Annotated in this window: 14 protein-coding genes and 1 pseudogene; 10 read left to right on the forward strand and 5 right to left on the reverse strand. The window is 58.9% G+C overall.

Going from position 1 to position 17,310, the window contains the following annotated elements; genetic code table 11:
• Window positions 1–297 precede the first annotated feature (297 nt).
• Window positions 298–2,037 (reverse strand): dipeptidase, encoded by a 1,740-nt coding sequence (locus C4J88_RS08760; protein ID WP_124406742.1) that lies wholly within the window; start codon window positions 2,035–2,037, stop codon window positions 298–300.
• A 764-nt stretch (window positions 2,038–2,801) separates the two neighbouring features.
• Between C4J88_RS08760 and C4J88_RS08765 the strand changes: the two genes are divergently transcribed.
• Window positions 2,802–3,179 carry a hypothetical protein gene (locus C4J88_RS08765; protein WP_164487711.1) on the forward strand — a complete coding sequence of 126 codons (378 nt, stop codon included), beginning with the start codon at window positions 2,802–2,804 and terminating at the stop codon, window positions 3,177–3,179.
• A gap of 468 nt (window positions 3,180–3,647) precedes the next feature.
• Window positions 3,648–4,394, forward strand: a complete 747-nt coding sequence (locus C4J88_RS08770) for a sulfite exporter TauE/SafE family protein (RefSeq protein WP_124366456.1) — start codon at window positions 3,648–3,650, stop codon at window positions 4,392–4,394.
• Window positions 4,395–4,632: 238 nt separating this feature from the next.
• On the opposite strand, the gene C4J88_RS08780 is transcribed toward C4J88_RS08770, so the two are convergent.
• Complete coding sequence (locus C4J88_RS08780) at window positions 4,633–5,259, reverse strand: alanyl-tRNA editing protein (protein ID WP_124406744.1); 627 nt, start codon at window positions 5,257–5,259, stop codon at window positions 4,633–4,635.
• Between the two features lie 92 nt (window positions 5,260–5,351).
• Here C4J88_RS08780 and C4J88_RS08785 point away from each other — a divergent pair, with 92 nt between their 5' ends.
• The gene (locus tag C4J88_RS08785) at window positions 5,352–6,284 is read left to right on the forward strand and encodes a LysR family transcriptional regulator (protein WP_124368947.1); all 933 of its coding nucleotides are present in this window, start codon (window positions 5,352–5,354) and stop codon (window positions 6,282–6,284) included.
• Window positions 6,285–6,413: 129 nt separating this feature from the next.
• On the opposite strand, the gene C4J88_RS08790 is transcribed toward C4J88_RS08785, so the two are convergent.
• Both C4J88_RS08790 and C4J88_RS08795 read right to left on the reverse strand, forming a co-directional pair.
• Complete coding sequence (locus C4J88_RS08790; RefSeq protein WP_124406745.1) at window positions 6,414–6,821, reverse strand: PA2817 family protein; 408 nt, start codon at window positions 6,819–6,821, stop codon at window positions 6,414–6,416.
• A gap of 75 nt (window positions 6,822–6,896) precedes the next feature.
• A complete protein-coding gene (locus tag C4J88_RS08795; protein WP_124406746.1) occupies window positions 6,897–9,344 on the reverse strand; it encodes an acyl-CoA dehydrogenase in 2,448 nt (815 codons plus the stop codon).
• 85 nt (window positions 9,345–9,429) lie between these two features.
• On the opposite strand from C4J88_RS08795, the pseudogene C4J88_RS27650 reads away from it, so the two are divergent.
• The 4 genes and pseudogenes from C4J88_RS27650 to C4J88_RS08815 all read left to right on the forward strand — a co-directional run.
• Window positions 9,430–9,592 (forward strand): annotated as a pseudogene (locus C4J88_RS27650) (cysteine protease); the annotation flags it as partial.
• Between the two features lie 108 nt (window positions 9,593–9,700).
• The gene (locus C4J88_RS08805) at window positions 9,701–10,318 is read left to right on the forward strand and encodes a glutathione S-transferase family protein (protein ID WP_124403585.1); all 618 of its coding nucleotides are present in this window, start codon (window positions 9,701–9,703) and stop codon (window positions 10,316–10,318) included.
• 134 nt (window positions 10,319–10,452) lie between these two features.
• Window positions 10,453–11,385: an ABC transporter ATP-binding protein gene (locus tag C4J88_RS08810; RefSeq protein WP_124362020.1), complete on the forward strand. Its 933-nt coding sequence runs from the start codon at window positions 10,453–10,455 to the stop codon at window positions 11,383–11,385.
• Window positions 11,382–12,161 carry an ABC transporter permease gene (locus tag C4J88_RS08815; protein ID WP_124370200.1) on the forward strand — a complete coding sequence of 260 codons (780 nt, stop codon included), beginning with the start codon at window positions 11,382–11,384 and terminating at the stop codon, window positions 12,159–12,161. Before C4J88_RS08810 ends, C4J88_RS08815 begins: the two co-directional genes overlap by 4 nt.
• Before the next feature lie 133 nt (window positions 12,162–12,294).
• Here C4J88_RS08815 and C4J88_RS08820 read toward each other — a convergent pair whose 3' ends face one another.
• A complete protein-coding gene (locus C4J88_RS08820) occupies window positions 12,295–12,834 on the reverse strand; it encodes a TetR/AcrR family transcriptional regulator (protein ID WP_124406747.1) in 540 nt (179 codons plus the stop codon).
• Between the two features lie 91 nt (window positions 12,835–12,925).
• Between C4J88_RS08820 and C4J88_RS08825 the strand changes: the two genes are divergently transcribed.
• The 3 genes from C4J88_RS08825 to C4J88_RS08835 all read left to right on the forward strand — a co-directional run bounded on the left by C4J88_RS08825 (window position 12,926) and on the right by C4J88_RS08835 (window position 17,275).
• Window positions 12,926–14,110: an MFS transporter gene (locus C4J88_RS08825; RefSeq protein WP_124406748.1), complete on the forward strand. Its 1,185-nt coding sequence runs from the start codon at window positions 12,926–12,928 to the stop codon at window positions 14,108–14,110.
• Between the two features lie 84 nt (window positions 14,111–14,194).
• On the forward strand, window positions 14,195–15,343 hold the full coding sequence (locus tag C4J88_RS08830; RefSeq protein ID WP_124406749.1) for a TDT family transporter: 1,149 nt from the start codon (window positions 14,195–14,197) through the stop codon (window positions 15,341–15,343).
• A gap of 57 nt (window positions 15,344–15,400) precedes the next feature.
• Window positions 15,401–17,275, forward strand: a complete 1,875-nt coding sequence (locus C4J88_RS08835; protein WP_124406750.1) for an MFS transporter — start codon at window positions 15,401–15,403, stop codon at window positions 17,273–17,275.
• The last annotated feature ends 35 nt before the right edge of the window (window positions 17,276–17,310 follow it).

The raw sequence follows: 17,310 nt of genomic DNA on the forward strand, positions 1-17,310 counted from the left end.
TTTTGTCTGCGAAAAACAGCGCCCACCTCTTTGAAGTCATTGGCGCTGAAGGCTGTTGGCCGGCTGAGCCAACCGCAACGCATTTTCCGGCTGACCCAGCGGCGAGAACTGCCGGCCGCTGCACACCACCAGTCCGTGGTCCCGAGAGCAAGCAACTGGCCGATCTGGAGATTGCACCGAGTGAAATGGCCTGGGTGCTGGAGATCCAGCTGTGCCATCCCACTCAGCGGTCGGTGGGGTCTTTGAAGATATGCTGATGGTGCAAGCCCTGGGCAAGCCCCCTCCCACATTGGAGACTCAGAGTTTAGGCAACTGACCGACACGCCCCATCATTTCCGTAACGATCTGCAGGTCCAGCAGGAACTGCTCGACGGTCTTGAACTCACCGTCAGTGTGCCCGGTGTATTTCTCTTCCGGGCGGGCCAGGCCGAATTGCACGCCGTTGGGCAGGTCGTGCACGGAGGTGGCGCCGGCGGATGTGCCGAACTTGTGTTGCATGCCCAGGTTTTCAGTGGCCACTGCCAGCAACGCTTTTACCCATTCGCCCTCGGGGTTGCGGTACATCGGTTTATCCAGCGAATAGGTGAAGTTCACGTTGACCTTGGCGTGCGCGTTCCAGGCGTTCAGTTTCTGCTCGAGCTGTGCCTTGAGTGCCTCCGGGGCTTTACCCTTCGGCGCACGCAGGTTCACCGCCAGCTTGAAGGCGTTGTCATCCAGGCCGACAAAGGTCGGCGAGGTGGTCAGCGGCCCCATGAAGTCATCGGCAAAGCCCACGCCCAATTTGCCGCCCAGGTAATCCAGGCCCCAGTTGTCCGCCGCATACTTCGCAGCATCGGTGATGTGGTTGTGCTTGAGGGCAATCTTTCCATCGAGGCTGTGGATCAACTCCAGCATACGTGCCACCGGGTTGACCCCGGATTCGGGCTCGGAAGAGTGGGCCGACACGCCGGTGACGGTGAATTTGACGTTCTTGCCGTCGACCTTGGCGGTTACCTGGAAATTGCCGCCATTGCGCTTGGCATAGTCATCCCCGGCCTGCTGCAGGCTGGCCGCCAATTCAGCAGGGTTATCGCTGAGCAGCGTGGCGACCGATACCGATGGAATCTGGTTGGTGGCCTTGCCGCCGGTCATCGCGATGATCTCCGCGCCCGTGCCTTCACCCTTGCGCACCGGGAAGGTGGCCATGACGGTGCCCGAGCCTTTCTCGGCAATCACCACCGGGTAACCGCCATCCAGCGCCAGGTTGTATTGCGGCACGGGGTTGCGTTCAAAGTAGTAAGGAATGGCGTCACCGGAGGTTTCTTCAGTGGTGTCCACCAGCAGCTTGAACGTGCGTGCCAGCGGCAGTTTTTCCTCCTTGATTACCTTCATGGCATACATCGCCACGACGATGGCGTTCTTGTCATCCTCGGTGCCACGGCCATACATGCGGTCGCCGATCAGCGTGACCTTGAACGGGTCGAGCTTGGTGCCATCCGGCAGCACCCAGTTTTCCGGCGTCACCGGTACCACATCGGCGTGGGCATGCACGCCGACCACTTCTTGACTGCTGCCTTCCAGGGAAATTTCATACACGCGGTTATCGACGTTACGGAAGTTCAGGTTGAAAGACTTGGCCAAGGCCTGGATTTTGTCGGCGATCTTGAGAAATTCCGGGTTTTTATACTGCGGTAGCCCGTCTACGTTGAACGTCGGGATTTCCACCAGCTCGCGCAGGGTTTCGAGCGCGGCTTTGCCGTACTTCACGCGGGTGTAAATGCCCAGCAGGCGGTTGATCTCGTTCTGCTGGTCGGCGCTCAGGGTTTTGTTATCGAGAAAGGCGCTGATGGCCGGGGCGATGTCACCGGTCTTGCCCAGGTCGCCTTTAGCCAGGGCACCGAGGAAACTGCGGAAATCGCTGACCGATGTGTCGCTGAAACTCTTCAGAATCGCGGTGTTCTGTTCAGGCGTGATGTTGGCAAGCGCAGCTGGGGTGACGGCTGCAAGGCTGGCAGCGAACAGGGTGGCGGCCGCGAGTTTTTTCAGTGGAAAGTGCATGGTTAGAGGCATTCCTTTGCAGGGAGTGAGTAGGGTGTTTCTGACCGATAAGGCAGAAACATTTTCACACACTACCATTACCCAGATGCCCCAGGTCAATGCTGGCCAGGATGAGGCGCGGGGTACTCATCCGTCACGTTCAAGGCTCTAGCGTAGGGGCCATCCCGCTGGTGCCTACCCACGCCGGGCGGGTTGTAGCGTTGCGGGCTGGCCAGCAGGTAGACCGGATAGCAGACTGTTATTGCGGCTCAAAAAACGCAGCATACGATTTTTACCCATCCTTCAGGCTCAGTCACATGCATCCGCAAGAGTAAAAAAGCCGGTTGACCAGACAATTGCTCTCGCTCTTTGCATCCAGATAGCGACCACCGAACTCCGTCCAAACTTTTGCTGCTGCCGAAGATTGATCCAGTAAAATTAAAGTGGAGTGGGGGCCAGCCTTTAATCAGCGCCAACCTATCTCGGATTTTTTAGATTGAATATCTATAATTTAGCGGGTGCGGAGGCGGTAGCTCTTATAAAGAGCGGGAAGGACGGATAGCAAACCGCCTGGTGTGGAAAAGTGTCATAAATAAAATTGCTTTGAATTCAATAGGGGAAAAAACCAATCAGTGGTTTGAAAAAAATCAATGCGCGAAAACATGAAATTTTATTCATGTTGGTGGCCGGCGATACCCGAGCCGCGATGCTTGATATTGCTCCGATCAACCAAGTACATTTCACTTAAGTTCCAGCATCAATGGTCGCCAACAGGAAGTTACTCTATGCTCATTGCTAAAGCTGAAGTGTTCTTGACAGAAGTGCCATATAAAAATCCTTATCAAACCGCAACCAATATAACCGCCAAAGGCCGGCATGTAGTGTTAAAGCTTACGGCAGACACGGGACTCATTGGGTGGGGAGAATCGGGGATTATATCGAGAGGGTATGCTGCCCAAGGGGATACTCCCGAAACAATGCTTGCAGTATTGGAAGCCTATTTGTGCCCTGCAATAATTGGTAAAAATCCATGTCTGTTTGAAGTGATAATGAGTGATCTGGATCTGTTAATTAAGGGGCATCTGTTTGCCAAGTGTGCGATAGATCATGCGCTTCTCGATCTTGCGGGAAAAGTATATGGCGTTCCGGTTGTAACTTATTAGGAGGAGCGTATGCACTTAGCTACAAGGTAAGCCGCAGCTTACCGTTTGCTTGCGCTAAAGTGGTCACTGAGCGTGCGCTTGAGTTACAGGGGCTTGGCTATGAGCGACTGACACTCAAGGGGTCCGGAGTATTGAAAGATGATTATGCCTGTCTTAAATCTGTCAGGCAGGCTTTAGGAGATAATTTTGAATTGGAAGTGGATCCCAACTGTGCCTACTAATTTGCACTTCAACTCGATAGCTTGCAGCGGCAAAGCCTCAAATATTCTTAAGCTCAGCAACTTCGTTTCGAAAGAGCTGGGCGACGCCTTTGATCGACGGCGCCCGATCATTGGCGAGTACAGCTTCGTACATACCGCAAAGCTTCATGTGACCGCCAATTCCCGAAGCAGAAATTGCTATCACTGGATAGACCCTGCTTACTTGAGCGAGTAAACGGCGCCTTGAATCTTATGCGAGCATCTCAACATGATGAGTCATGAGTGGTTGACAGGCGTCGGTCTGGTTTTCCTCGGAATAATAACGGGATTCGTCGGGACCAATACCGGTGGGAGTGTGTTTTTAACCGTTCCGGTGATGATCTGGCTGGGGATTCCGCCTCAGTCGTCGATCGCCACAGCGCGCTTGGCCTCGGTAGGCACTATGGTTGCAGGACTGCGACACTTTCATAATCAGGGAAAGGTCGATTATGCACTGGCCTTTCCAGCTGCGGCACTGGGGTTGGTTGGGGCTCTGGGAGGAGCGAGCGTTCTTCTTCAAATAGATCCTGCGCTGTTGCACAAAGTAATTGGCGGGCTGACATTGCTGCTCGTCGCGTTGTCCCTTATAAAAAAACCTCGTAGCGGCGAAACACCTCCCTCAGCAATCAGGCGTCTGTTTGGTTATATCCTCTTTATCCCAGTAGGCATGATCGGCGGGTTATTCGGTGGACAAGCTAAACTTTCGACGTATTTATTCATTATCTTTTTTAGGAAAACCATCAGCGAATCGGTGGGGACCCGCAAAGTCGGCGGGTTAGTACTCTCCGTGGGTTCACTAATCATTTTCGGCGTCAGCGGCATCATTAACTGGCAGTACGGATGTTGTCTGGTTATTGGCACGTTATTGGGTGCAAATGCCGGCGCGAAGTTTGCGATAAAGAAGGGCGACCAGTGGATGGAGTCAGTTTTCAATATAGTCGTGGTTATGTTGGCATTGAGGATGCTGTTCTGGTGAGCGGAAATCACGCAGCCCATCCAGACCTGAAATAGCCATGTCCTGCCTTTCCTAGATTCGACGGTTTCCAGGTAATATCCTATTGACGCTTTGCTTTCCACAGCCTGAGCTCGTGCACCGGCTTTTGGCAGGTTGAAGCGGCTCGCTTCGCTTCGTGGTTAACGTAGGCTGCTACAGAGTTGTGTAGATACTTATGGCCATCGGGGGCAAGCCTCCTCCACATTTTGAGCTCGACATGTCAGTTGATTTCGTAGCGCACCGACAATGCGCCTTTCTTCTCCGAAACGGCCAGGATCGTCACTTGGCCCACTTCCCCCAACGCCTGGACATGGGTGCCGCCACAGGCGTAGGCCGGCAGTTCGCCGAAGCCGACTTCGCGTGTGCCTTCATCCAACCACATCTGCCGTGAGTAGTCAGCGGCGATCCACTGATTGACTTGCTGTTGGAGCGCCTCGGCGTCCATGGTTTGTGCGGTTTCGCCATGGATAAAGGTGATCTTGCCTTCCCCCGGCCAATGGTGAGCCTTGATCGGCATCCAGCCCAGGCGTTCGCCGGCATTGCCAATCAAATGCCCCGCTGAATGAAGGCGGCTGTGCAGCGCGCGGCGTTGTGCATCGACCCTCGCAGCGATCGGGCCGGGTTCCACAGGTTGATTGACGTAGTGCACCACATGCTCGGCTTCCTGCATGACGCGCAGCACCTGGCTGTCGCCGAGCCACCCGGTGTCGAATGGTTGGCCGCCGCCCTGGGGATGGAAAATCGTCGACTGCACAACAACGGCGAATTGCTCAGCGTGCGGGGTGCAACTGAGCACTTCCAATTCGGCAGTCAGGTGATCGTGGGTGAAAAACAGGCGCTGGGTCATGGTCGTCTACATCCGCATTCAGGTTCTGCGGGCAGTATAAATACTGCGCTGATAGGTGATAATCCATGCAAACATCAATGGACCTGTGCGTCATGAGCATCAATCTTCCTTTGCCGCTGCTGGGTGAAATGGCGATTTTCGTCAAAGTGGTGGAAACCGGCAGCTTCTCCGAGGCGGCGCGGCAGCTGAGCGTTTCACCTTCGGCGGTGAGCCGTAGCATTTCGCGCCTGGAACAGGCCTTGGCAACCCGGTTGTTGCAGCGCACCACGCGCAAGCTGCGCCTTAGCGAGGGCGGCGAAGAGGTGTTCAAGCGGTGCCAGGAGATGGTCAACGCGGCGCGCTCGGTGATGGAAATCAGCGGGCAATTTACCCATGAAGCCGAAGGCCTGGTGCGAGTCAGCGTGCCCAAGGCGGTGGGGCGGTTTGTGGTGCATCCGCATATGCCGGAATTTCTGCGGCGCTATCCCAAGGTGGATGTGCAACTGATCCTTGAGGATCGGCATGTGGATTTGATCGACGACAATGTCGACTTGAGCATCCGCATCACCGACAGCCCGCCACCCGGTCTGATCGGGCGGCAGCTATTGCCGATTGAACATTTGCTGTGTGCAACGCCGCAGTATCTGGCCCAGCATGGCACGCCGAGTCACCCCCATGATCTGCTGGAGCACAGCTGCATCTACCTGGGTGAAACCCCAGGGGATTCACGCTGGAAGTTTCGCCAGGCCGGCAAGGCGGTGACGGTCGGTGTACGCGGGCGATATGCGGCGAACCACACGGGCGTGCGGCTGGATGCGGTGTTGCAGCATGTGGGGATTGGCAGCTTGCCGTATTTCACGGCGCGACATGCTTTGGAGGCGGGGCAGTTGGTGCAGGTGTTGCCAGGGTGGGATTTTATTGCGTCGTATCATGGTGAAGCGTGGTTGCTGCACTCACCGACGCGATACTTGCCGCCGAAGTTGCGGGTGTTCATTGATTATCTGGTGGAGTGCATGGCGAAGGAGCCGACACTGCGCCGCCGTTAAAAATGTGGGAGGGGCGGTGCGACGATTCGACTTGCCCCCGATGGCGGTGGATCAGTGACAGGTAAGCTGACTGACACACTGCTATCGGGGGCAAGCCCCTCTCACATTTGGATTTCGGTGCTCTGAGGATCAGTGCTTGCTCTGGTCGTCCGGCATGGCCAGCAGCTGCTTTTCCTGGTTCCAGTCGAACGGTTCGTCGTTCAGCTCGGCCTCATGGCGACGTTCTTCCAGGGCCTGGTACAGGTCCAGTTCTTCGTCGGGCATGAAGTGCAGGCAATCGCCGCCAAAGAACCACAGCAGGTCGCGCGGCACCAAGTGAGCGATTTGCGGATAACGCAGGATGACCTGGCTCATCATGTCCTGGCCAAGATATTGGCTTTCGATCGGATCGATCGGCAGCAGGGCGCGCAGTTCATCGAAACGTTCCAGAAACAGCGTATGGCTTTCCTCGGGTACCTGTTCGGCTTCGCCGACGGCAACCAGGATGCTACGCAGGTGGTCGAGCAAGACGAGATGATCGGCAACGACGTTGGACACGAGATAAGTCCTCTAAAGCAAAAACGGGCGCGAGAGTATAGGCCTCTCGCGCCCGTTTTTATATGACCGCTGGTATCAGCGGACTTTACCTTCAGCCTGCAGCAGCTCTTCCTTGCTGAAATCATCCACATCGATCACCTTGCGGCGAGCCGCTTCGGCGTCACGCAGGGTTTGCGCTTCGGCGGGTTGCAGCACGCCAGCGTGCAGCGCGGCGTCGACGGCATGCTCGCCGGCAGTCGGTTTGACTTGCCCGCTCTTGAGCGCGGCGTGCAGTTTTTTCTGCAGCGGATGGCTGGCACCGAGCAGGTCATAGGCATGTTGCAGTGCGCCCACTGGGTCTTGCGCCGATTGTGGGCGATAGCAGCCAGCCAGCAGCTCTTCCAGGGTCGGGTCGCCCTTGGCACGGCCGATCACGGCGGCAACCTCGGCATCCAGGGCATCGGACGGCCCGGTATGCCGGCGTCCGAACGGGAACACGATCACCCGCAACAGGCAACCGAGGATCTTATTCGGGAAGTTGCTCAGCAATTCATCCAGTGCGCGCTCGGACTGGCCAAGGCTTTCTTCCATGGCCCAGGCGAACAGCGGTTCCAGGTGATCCGGCGAATCCAGGTCGTGGTAACGCTTGAGCGCCGCCGACGCCAGGTACATGTGGCTCAGCACATCACCCAGGCGCGCCGACAGCCGTTCACGGCGTTTCAATTCGCCGCCCAGCAGCATCATGCTCAGGTCTGCAAGCAGGGCAAACGCCGCGGCCTGACGGTTGAGCGCACGGAAATAACCCTGGCTCAAACGGTTGCCCGGGGCTTTTTCGAAGTGACCGATGCCCAGGTTCAGCACCAGGGTACTGGCGGCGTTGCTCACGGCGAATCCGATGTGTTGCATCAGCAGGCCATCGAACTCCTTCAATGCCTGGTCATGGTCTTCACGACCGGCCAGGGCCATTTCCTTGAGCACGAACGGATGGCAGCGAATCGCACCCTGGCCGAAGATCATCAGGTTACGCGAAAGGATATTCGCGCCTTCCACGGTGATGAAAATCGGCGCCCCTTGCCAGCTACGGCCCAGGTAGTTGTTCGGGCCCATGATGATGCCCTTGCCGCCATGCACGTCCATGGCGTGGCTGATGCACTCGCGGCCGCGTTCGGTAAGGTGGTACTTGAGGATCGCCGACAGCACCGAGGGCTTCTCGCCCATGTCCACGGCATTGGCGGTGAGCATGCGGGCGCTGTCCATCAGCCAGGCGTTGCCACCGATGCGCGCCAGGGCTTCCTGGATACCTTCGAAGGCCGACAGCGGCACGTTGAACTGTTCACGTACCTGCGCGTATTGGCCGGTCACCAGGCTGGTGAACTTGGCGGCGCCGGTGCCTACCGCAGGCAGGGAAATCGAACGGCCTACGGACAGGCAGTTCATCAGCATCATCCAGCCCTTGCCGAGCATCTCCTGGCCGCCGATGAGGAATTCGAGCGGAATGAAGACGTCCTTGCCCGAGTTGGGGCCATTCATGAAGGCGGCGCCCAGGGGCAGGTGGCGGCGGCCGATTTCGACACCGGGGGTCTCGGTGGGAATCAACGCGAGACTGATGCCCAGGTCTTCCTCCTCGCCCAGCAGATGGTCCGGGTCATGGGCCTTGAACGCCAGGCCGAGCAAGGTCGCGACCGGGCCGAGGGTGATGTAGCGCTTCTCCCAGTTCAGGCGCAGGCCGAGAGTTTCCTTGCCTTGCCACTCGCCTTTGCAGATGACGCCGGTGTCGGGCATGGCGCCGGCATCGGAGCCGGCCAGCGGGCCGGTCAGGGCGAAACACGGAATATCGTCGCCACGCGCCAGGCGCGGCAGATAGTGGTTGCGTTGCTCGTCGGTGCCGTAGTGCAGCAGCAATTCGGCAGGGCCCAGGGAATTGGGCACCATGACGGTGGAAGCCAGGTCGCCGCTGCGGGTGGCCAGTTTCATCGCGACCTGGGAGTGGGCATAGGCTGAGAAGCCCTTGCCGCCGTATTCCTTGGGGATGATCAGGGCGAAGAAACCATGGGTCTTGATGTGCTCCCAGGCAGCGGGGGGCAGGTCCATGGCCTGGCCGATTTCCCAATCACTGACCATGGCGCAGAGTTCTTCGGTGGGGCCGTCGATGAAGGCCTGTTCTTCCTCGGTCAATTGCACCTTGGGGTAGGCCAGCAATTTGTCCCAGTCGGGCCGCCCGCTGAACAGTTCGCCGTCCCACCACACCGTGCCCGCGTCGATGGCATCGCGCTCGGTTTCGGACATCGGCGGCAGGACTTTCTGGAACCAGCTGAACAACGGCTTGGTAAAGTATTGGCGGCGCAGGTCGGGCAGCAGCAGGGGCACGGCCACGATCGCGATCAGCACCCAGAAAATCAGCAGCAGCCAACCCGGTGCATGGCTCCAGGCGCCCATCGCCAACAGGTAAACGGCGACCACACCCAAAGCGGGCAGGGGCGCGGTGCGGCGGTGTGCCAGGTAGGCAATGCCGACCACCAGAACCAGTATCCACAACAACAGCATATTCAATCCTCCGTGAAACCAGGGGCGAAACCACCAGGGAGCTTAGACGGCGTCCGGCCAAGCGGGGTGATCAGGGTGTTACAAGTTGTACTGGGGATACCTGAGTCCCAGCCGCTTCATCGATAGTGACCACCCTGCAGGGGTGGAGTTCGCCGGGAAACATCGCGGAACCCGCGCGGATTTATATGACCAGGCAGTCAATCGCGACGGCGCCGTGCATGAGGCGGTGCGCGGCAACCCCTGCACCTTGAACACCCAGGCTTGCCGGGCGGCGGGCAGAGTGATTCAAGGCGCGTGTGAACCGGCGTATGCTGCAACGTTCATCAAGCCATGTTCACCAACGATAAGGCGCGGTCATGCTGAAAATCTGGGGTCGTAAAAACTCATCAAATGTCAGGAAGGCACTCTGGTGCGCCGAGGAACTCGGCCTGGACTATGAGGCGATTGATGCGGGCGGCGCTTTTGGTGTGGTCGACACGCCGCAATACCGAGCCTTGAACCCCAATGGCCGGGTGCCGATGATCGAAGACGGCGACTTCGTACTGTGGGAATCCAACACCATCGTGCGTTACTTGTGCGCCAAGCACGCGTCGGACTTTTACCCAAGTGACCTGCAAATCCGGGCCAGCGCCGAAAAGTGGATGGACTGGACCACGTCCACGCTCGCCGATCCCTTCAAGGCCGTGTTCTGGGGCATCGTGCGCACACCGCCGGAAAAACAGAACTGGGACAGCATCAATGCCGGGCGCCAAGCCTGCATCGATGCACTCAAAACGGTCGACCAGGCTCTTGCCGAGCAACCCTACCTTTCCGGCAAAGCCTTCGGCATCGGTGATATTCCCCTGGGCTGCTTTATTTATGCCTGGTTCGAGATGCCCATCGAACGCCCGGCAATGCCCAACCTGGAGGCGTGGTACCAGCGCCTGAAGCTACGTCCGGCCTACCGCAAGGCAGTGATGACCGCGTTGACCTGATACACACTATTAACAAGGGTGACTGTACTTGTGCGGCGCGGGCACGCACCATGCTGGAACACATCGCAGGTTGAACTACCTGCGCTGTGCCCTCATCTATTGTTTCTATTCTTTTCCTTGGTGCGTAATCCGATATGAGTTCCGCTCTGTCCATCCGGCAGCTAACCAAAACCTACGGCAACGGTTTCCAGGCCCTGAGTGGTATCGATCTGGACGTCGCCGAAGGTGATTTCTTCGCCTTGCTCGGCCCCAACGGTGCCGGCAAATCCACCACCATCGGTATCCTCTCCACCCTGGTCAACAAGACCAGCGGCACGGTGAATATCTTCGGCCATGACCTGGACAAATCCCCGGCGGCGCTCAAGCGTTCCATCGGCGTGGTGCCTCAGGAATTCAACTTCAACCAGTTCGAAAAGACCTTCGACATTGTCGTGACCCAGGCCGGTTACTACGGCATCCCGCCGAAAATCGCCAAGGAACGCGCCGAGCAGTACCTGACCCAACTGGGCCTGTGGGACAAGCGCGATGTGCCTTCGCGCTCGTTGTCCGGCGGCATGAAGCGGCGCCTGATGATTGCCCGCGCACTGGTGCATGAACCGCGCCTGCTGATCCTCGACGAGCCCACCGCTGGCGTGGACATCGAGTTGCGTCGTTCGATGTGGACCTTTCTCACCGAGCTGAACGAGAAGGGCATCACCATCATCCTCACGACCCACTATCTGGAAGAGGCCGAGCAGTTGTGCCGCAACATCGGCATCATCGACCACGGCACCATTGTCGAGAACACCAGCATGCGTAATCTGCTGGGCCAGTTGCATGTGGAAACTTTCCTGCTCGACCTGAAAAACAACCTGTCGGCGCCGCCGAATCTGTTGGGCTACCCGAGCCGCCTGGTGGACAGTCACACGCTGGAAGTGCAAGTGGACAAAGCCATGGGCATCACGGCGCTGTTCAGCCAACTGGCGGCCCAGAACATCGAAGTGTTGAGCCTGCGTAACAAAACCAATCGCCTTGAGGAGTTGTTCGTGTCCCTGGTGGAGAAAAATCTGGCGAAGGTGGCGGTATGAGTTCCGAACTGCAACCCAACCTCGTCGCGCTGCAGACCATCGTCTACCGCGAAGTGAAGCGCTTTACCCGGATCTGGCCGCAGACCTTGCTGCCGCCGGCGATCACCATGGTCCTGTACTTCGTGATCTTCGGTAACCTGATCGGCCGGCAGATCGGTGACATGGGTGGCTTCACCTATATGGAGTACATCGTGCCGGGCCTGATCATGATGTCGGTGATCACCAACTCCTACGGCAACGTGGTGTCGAGTTTCTTTGGCAGCAAGTTTCAGCGTTCTATCGAAGAGCTGATGGTGTCACCGGTGTCGCCGCACACCATCCTGATCGGCTACACCTTGGGCGGCGTGCTGCGCGGCTTGATGGTGGGGGTGATCGTGACCCTGCTGTCGTTGTTCTTCACCCACCTGCAAGTGCATCACCTGGGGGTCACCATTCTGGTCGTGGTACTCACGGCGACGATTTTCTCGCTGCTGGGGTTTATCAACGCAGTGTTCGCGCGCAATTTCGATGATATCTCGATCATTCCGACGTTCGTGCTGACGCCGCTGACCTACCTGGGCGGGGTGTTCTACTCCATCACGCTGCTGCCGCCGTTCTGGCAGACCGTGTCCCTGGCCAACCCGGTGCTGCACATGGTCAACGCTTTCCGCTACGGCATCCTGGGCGTGTCGGATATCAAGATCAGCGTGGCGATCACGTTCATGGTTGTCGCCACCATCGTCTTGTATATCGGTTGTGCGCGGTTGCTGGTAAGCGGGCGTGGGATGCGTACGTAACCACTGACGATACGCGGTAAGAAAATGTGGGAGGGGGCTTGCTCCCGATAGCGGTCTGTCAGTCATCTCTGTACTGACTGACCCAACGCTATCGGGAGCAAGCCCCCTCCCACATTTGGTTTTGTATAAGGCTTTAGGTTTTCAGCGCCAAGTCGATCAGCGTATGCAGCTCTTCAACCGCCAGCGGCTGGGTCGAAAACAGAATTCTAAACACCGTGGGTGCCGCGAGCAGATTGATCAAACGATCCACGCTGGGGGCTGGCTGGTCCGGGTAACGGTCAACGATCACCTGCAACTGCCCGCTCAGAATGCTCACGCAATACCCCGGCGTCACGCTGCACTGGACGTCGCGCATCATGTGGCGCCCAGGCTCCGAACTCATTTCATCCAGATACTGCTCCGCCCAGGCTTGCAGGTCGCCGCGCAGGCTGCCGGTAGTGGCCGGCTCGCTGTCCGGGCGCATGCGCGCCAGGGCCACGTCGGCCAGCAGCGCAGAGAGGTCACCCCAGCGTCGGTAGATGGTCGAGGGTGTGACGCCCGCGCGTGCCGCAATCATCGGCACGGTGACGCTGGCGCGCTCATGGGTTTCCAGCAGTTCGCGGACGGCCGAATGCACCGATTCTTGTACCCGGGCACTACGGCCCCCCGGGCGAAGGCCTTCTTTGATCGCCATGGGTAAAACCTTAACACAAAGAATTTGCTTTAAGCGCCGACGGGTAGCACACTCCACAAAAGCAAAATATTAGCTTTAGCGGAGCGTGCCTATGCCCAGCAACCTGTCTCAACGGTCCAGCCTGACATTTCTGGTGATCACGGTACTGACCTTTCTCGCCGCCTCCAGCGCGCCGACGCCGTTGTACCAGGTGTATCAGGACAATCTGCATTTCTCGGCAGCGATGCTGACGCTGATCTTCGGCGTGTATGCCGTGAGTCTGCTGGCGGCGCTGCTGACGGTGGGTTCGCTGTCGGATTACATCGGGCGCAAGCCGGTGATTTTCGTCGCGCTGCTCCTGAATATCGTGGCGATGCTGTTGTTTATCAACGCCGACAGTACCGCCTGCCTGATTGCCGCGCGGGGGCTGCAAGGCTTTGCCACGGGGACGGCGACGGCAGTATTGAGTGCGACGCTGCTCGACACCGATCGCCTGCGCGGGCCGATGCTCAATAGCCTCGCGCCGATGCTGGGGATGGCCAGTGGCGGTTTGGGCAGCGGTTTGCTGGTGGAATATGCGCCCTGGCCGACCCAGTTGATCTACTTCACCCTGCTCGGATTGATGGTGCTTCAGGCGCTGTATGTCTGGCGCTTGTCGGAAACCGTCAGCCGCATACCGGGAGCCTTGAAATCCCTGGCGCCGACGCTGCATGTGCCGAAGCAGGCGCGCCGGGCCCTGGGCTTGGCGATGCCGTTGAATGTGGCGGTATGGGCGCTGGGTGGGTTCTATTCATCCCTGGCGCCGTCCCTGGTGCGGGCAGCAACGGGTTCGACTTCGCACCTGGTCGGCGGCGGACTGGTGGCCGTGATTACCTTGAGTGGCGCAGTGATGATCTACAGCCTGCGCGAGCACCCGGCAGATAAGGTTATGCGCCTGTCTGCGATGTTGCTGGCGGCGGGCGTGGCACTGTTGCTGACGGCTGTGCAAAGCACCAGCCTGTGGTTGTTCTTTGTCGCCAGTGTGGTGGCCGGCCTGGGTTTTGGCGGCGGGTTCATGGGCAGTGTGCGCAGTATCGTGGGGTTGGCATTGCCCCATGAGCGCGCGGGGTTGATGTCGGCGTTCTACGTATTGAGTTACCTGGCGTTCTGCTTGCCGGCGCTGCTGGCCGGTAACTTGAGCCGGGAGTTTGGTTTGATCGCCACTACTGATGCGTACGGCGCGCTCCTGATCCTGCTGGCCTTGGGGGCTTTGGCCGGAATGCTCTCGCAGCGCCCGCTATATCTGCATAACAGTTAATATATAGAGATATTACCCGTTATATAGATATTCGATCCGCTTCTATGATGGCCTCAACCTCATGCGAGGAAGAGGATTGCCATCATGACCTGCTTGACCCCCATCAGCTATAAACCCTTCAGTCACCTGGCCCGTCCCCGGGAAGTGATTCGCCAGTTCACCCCGAACTGGTTCGCCGCGACCATGGGCACCGGCGTGCTGGCGCTGGCCCTGGCGCAACTGCCGGTGGCACTGCCCGGCGTGTATGCCGTCGCCGAAGGGCTGTGGATGTTTACCATCGGCCTGTTCATCCTGTTCAGCGCGCTGTATGCCGCACGCTGGGTGATGTTTTTCCACGAGGCGCGGCGGATTTTCGCGCACTCCACGGTCTCGATGTTTTTCGGCACCATCCCCATGGGGCTGGCGACCCTGCTCAATGGTTTGCTGCTGTTTGGCCTGCCACGCTGGGGCAACGCTGTGATCCCCCTGGCCGAAGCCCTGTGGTGGCTGGATGTGGCGATGGCGTTGGCCTGCGGCGTGTTGATTCCATTCATGATGTTCACCCGCCAGGAGCACAGCATCGACCAGATGACCGCAGTGTGGCTGCTCCCGGTGGTGGCCGCCGAGGTCGCCGCCGCCAGCGGTGGCCTGCTGGCACCGCACCTGGCGGATGTCCATGGGCAACTGGTGATGCTGGTGACCAGCTACGTACTCTGGGCGTTCTCCCTGCCGGTGGCCTTCAGCATCCTGACCATCCTGATGCTGCGCATGGCCCTGCACAAACTGCCCCACGCCAACATGGCGGCCTCGAGCTGGCTGGCGCTGGGGCCCATCGGCACCGGAGCCCTGGGCATGTTGCTGCTCGGCGGCGATGCGCCCGCGATCTTTGCCGCCAATGGCCTGCCGGGTGTCGGCGAGATGGCCAACGGGCTCGGCCTGGTGGCGGGCATCACCCTGTGGGGTTTCGGCTTGTGGTGGATGTTGCTGGCGGTGTTGATCACCCTGCGTTACCTGCGCGCCGGTATTCCGTTCAACCTCGGCTGGTGGGGCTTTACCTTCCCGCTGGGGGTTTACGCGCTGGCCACGCTCAAGCTTGCAAGCCTGCTGCACCTGGGGTTCTTCAGCGTATTGGGCAGCGGGCTGGTGGTGGCCCTGGCGCTGATGTGGCTGATCGTGGCCACGCGCACGGTGCAGGGTGCCTATAAAGGCGAGCTTTTTGTTTCACCTTGCATTGCAGGGCTAGCGAATAAGTAAGCGGGATTAGGTAAAGTCGTGGCCTGATCAATAACAGGCCACGCAGGAACACGGACGATGAGCCACCCCTCACAATTCACCTTGCTGCGCACGCGGCGATTCCTGCCGTTTTTCATCACCCAGCTCCTGGGTGCCTTCAACGACAACATCTTCAAGCAATCGCTGATCCTGGCGATTCTATACAAGCTCACCCTCGACGGTGACCGTTCCATCTGGGTCAACCTGTGCGCCTTGCTGTTCATCCTGCCGTTCTTCCTGTTCTCGGCGCTGGCCGGGCAGTTTGGCGAGAAATTCAACAAGGACGCGTTGATCCGCGCGATCAAGCTTGGTGAGATCGTGATCATGGCGGTGGGGGCCACCGGCTTTCTGTTCGATCACTTGGAATTGATGCTGCTGGCGCTGTTCGCCATGGGCACCCACTCGGCGCTGTTCGGCCCGGTGAAATATTCGATCATGCCCCAGGCGCTGCACGACGATGAGCTGGTCGGCGGCAACGGCCTGGTGGAAATGGGCACGTTCCTGGCGATCCTCGCCGGCACCATCGGCGCGGGCATCATGATGTCGTCCACCCATTACGCGCCGGTGGTGGCCGTGGCGATTGTCGGCGTGGCGCTGCTGGGGTACCTCGCCAGCCGCAGCATTCCACGGGCGGCGGCTTCTACGCCGCAATTGCACCTGGACTGGAACATCTTCACCCAGTCCTGGGCCACGCTGCGCATGGGCCTGGGACAGACCCCGGCGGTGTCGCGCTCGATCGTCGGCAATTCATGGTTCTGGTTCGTCGGCGCGATCTACCTGACGCAGATTCCGGCCTACGCCAAGGAATGGTTGTACGGCGACGAAACCGTGGTCACCCTGATCCTCACGGTGTTCTCGGTGGGGATCGCCCTTGGCTCGATGCTCTGTGAAAAGCTTTCCGGGCGTAAGGTGGAAATCGGCCTGGTACCGTTCGGCTCGTTCGGCCTGACGGTGTTTGGCCTGCTGCTGTGGTGGCATTCCGGCGGCTTCGCGCAGAATGTCCAGCCCAACGACTGGCTTGCAGTGCTCGGCTACGGCCAAGCCTGGTGGGTGTTGTTCGATATCCTCGGCCTGGGCGTGTTTGGTGGCTTTTACATCGTGCCGCTGTACGCGCTGATCCAGTCGCGCACCGCCGAGAACCAGCGTGCACGCGTGATCGCGGCCAACAACATCCTCAATGCGCTGTTCATGGTGGTGTCGGCGATTGTGTCGATCCTGCTGCTGAGCGTGGCCAAGCTGTCGATCCCGGAGTTGTTCCTGGTGGTGTCGCTGCTCAACATCGCGGTCAATACCTACATCTTCAGGATCGTGCCCGAGTTCACCATGCGCTTCATGATCTGGCTGCTCAGCCATTCCATGTACCGCGTCGAGCACCGCAACCTGGAGCAGATTCCGGATGAAGGTGCGGCCTTGCTCGTTTGCAACCATGTGTCGTTTGTCGATGCGCTGCTGATTGGCGGCGCAGTGCGTCGGCCGATTCGGTTTGTCATGTACTACAAGATCTACCGCTTGCCGGTGCTTAACTTCATCTTCCGCACCGCCGGGGCGATTCCGATTGCGGGGCGTCACGAAGACATCCAGATCTACGAAAAGGCCTTTACGAGGATCGCCGAATACTTGAAGGACGGTGAGCTGGTGTGCATCTTCCCGGAAGGCAAGTTGACCGGCGATGGCGAGATGAATGAGTTTCGCGGCGGCGTGACGCGGATTCTGGAAGAGACGCCGGTGCCGGTGATTCCGATGGCATTGCAGGGGTTGTGGGGGAGTTTTTTCAGTCGCGATCCGAACAAGGGGTTGTTCCATCGGATCTGGTCGCGGGTGGTGTTGGTGGCGGGGGCGCCTGTTCCTGTAGAGGAGGCGACACCTGCGCAGTTGCAGGCTGTGGTCGGTGTTCTGCGTGGGAGTGTCAGGTAGTTCTGTGCTGGATGTACTGGCCTCATCGGGGGCGA

The sequence above is a fragment of the Pseudomonas sp. R4-39-08 genome, assembly GCF_003852275.1.
Classification (GTDB): domain Bacteria; phylum Pseudomonadota; class Gammaproteobacteria; order Pseudomonadales; family Pseudomonadaceae; genus Aquipseudomonas.

What these genes read in the sequence shown, in the direction of transcription:
- C4J88_RS08780 (WP_124406744.1), bottom strand. Translation starts at nt 5,259, where the DNA reads ATGACCCAGCGCCTGTTTTTCACCCACGATCACCTGACTGCCGAATTG.
- C4J88_RS08810 (WP_124362020.1), top strand. Translation starts at nt 10,453, where the DNA reads ATGAGTTCCGCTCTGTCCATCCGGCAGCTAACCAAAACCTACGGCAAC.
- C4J88_RS08785 (WP_124368947.1), top strand. Translation starts at nt 5,352, where the DNA reads ATGAGCATCAATCTTCCTTTGCCGCTGCTGGGTGAAATGGCGATTTTC.
- C4J88_RS08820 (WP_124406747.1), bottom strand. Translation starts at nt 12,834, where the DNA reads ATGGCGATCAAAGAAGGCCTTCGCCCGGGGGGCCGTAGTGCCCGGGTA.
- C4J88_RS08815 (WP_124370200.1), top strand. Translation starts at nt 11,382, where the DNA reads ATGAGTTCCGAACTGCAACCCAACCTCGTCGCGCTGCAGACCATCGTC.
- C4J88_RS08805 (WP_124403585.1), top strand. Translation starts at nt 9,701, where the DNA reads ATGCTGAAAATCTGGGGTCGTAAAAACTCATCAAATGTCAGGAAGGCA.
- C4J88_RS08795 (WP_124406746.1), bottom strand. Translation starts at nt 9,344, where the DNA reads ATGCTGTTGTTGTGGATACTGGTTCTGGTGGTCGGCATTGCCTACCTG.
- C4J88_RS08765 (WP_164487711.1), top strand. Translation starts at nt 2,802, where the DNA reads ATGCTCATTGCTAAAGCTGAAGTGTTCTTGACAGAAGTGCCATATAAA.
- C4J88_RS08835 (WP_124406750.1), top strand. Translation starts at nt 15,401, where the DNA reads ATGAGCCACCCCTCACAATTCACCTTGCTGCGCACGCGGCGATTCCTG.
- C4J88_RS08760 (WP_124406742.1), bottom strand. Translation starts at nt 2,037, where the DNA reads ATGCACTTTCCACTGAAAAAACTCGCGGCCGCCACCCTGTTCGCTGCC.
- C4J88_RS08770 (WP_124366456.1), top strand. Translation starts at nt 3,648, where the DNA reads ATGATGAGTCATGAGTGGTTGACAGGCGTCGGTCTGGTTTTCCTCGGA.
- C4J88_RS08825 (WP_124406748.1), top strand. Translation starts at nt 12,926, where the DNA reads ATGCCCAGCAACCTGTCTCAACGGTCCAGCCTGACATTTCTGGTGATC.
- C4J88_RS08830 (WP_124406749.1), top strand. Translation starts at nt 14,195, where the DNA reads ATGACCTGCTTGACCCCCATCAGCTATAAACCCTTCAGTCACCTGGCC.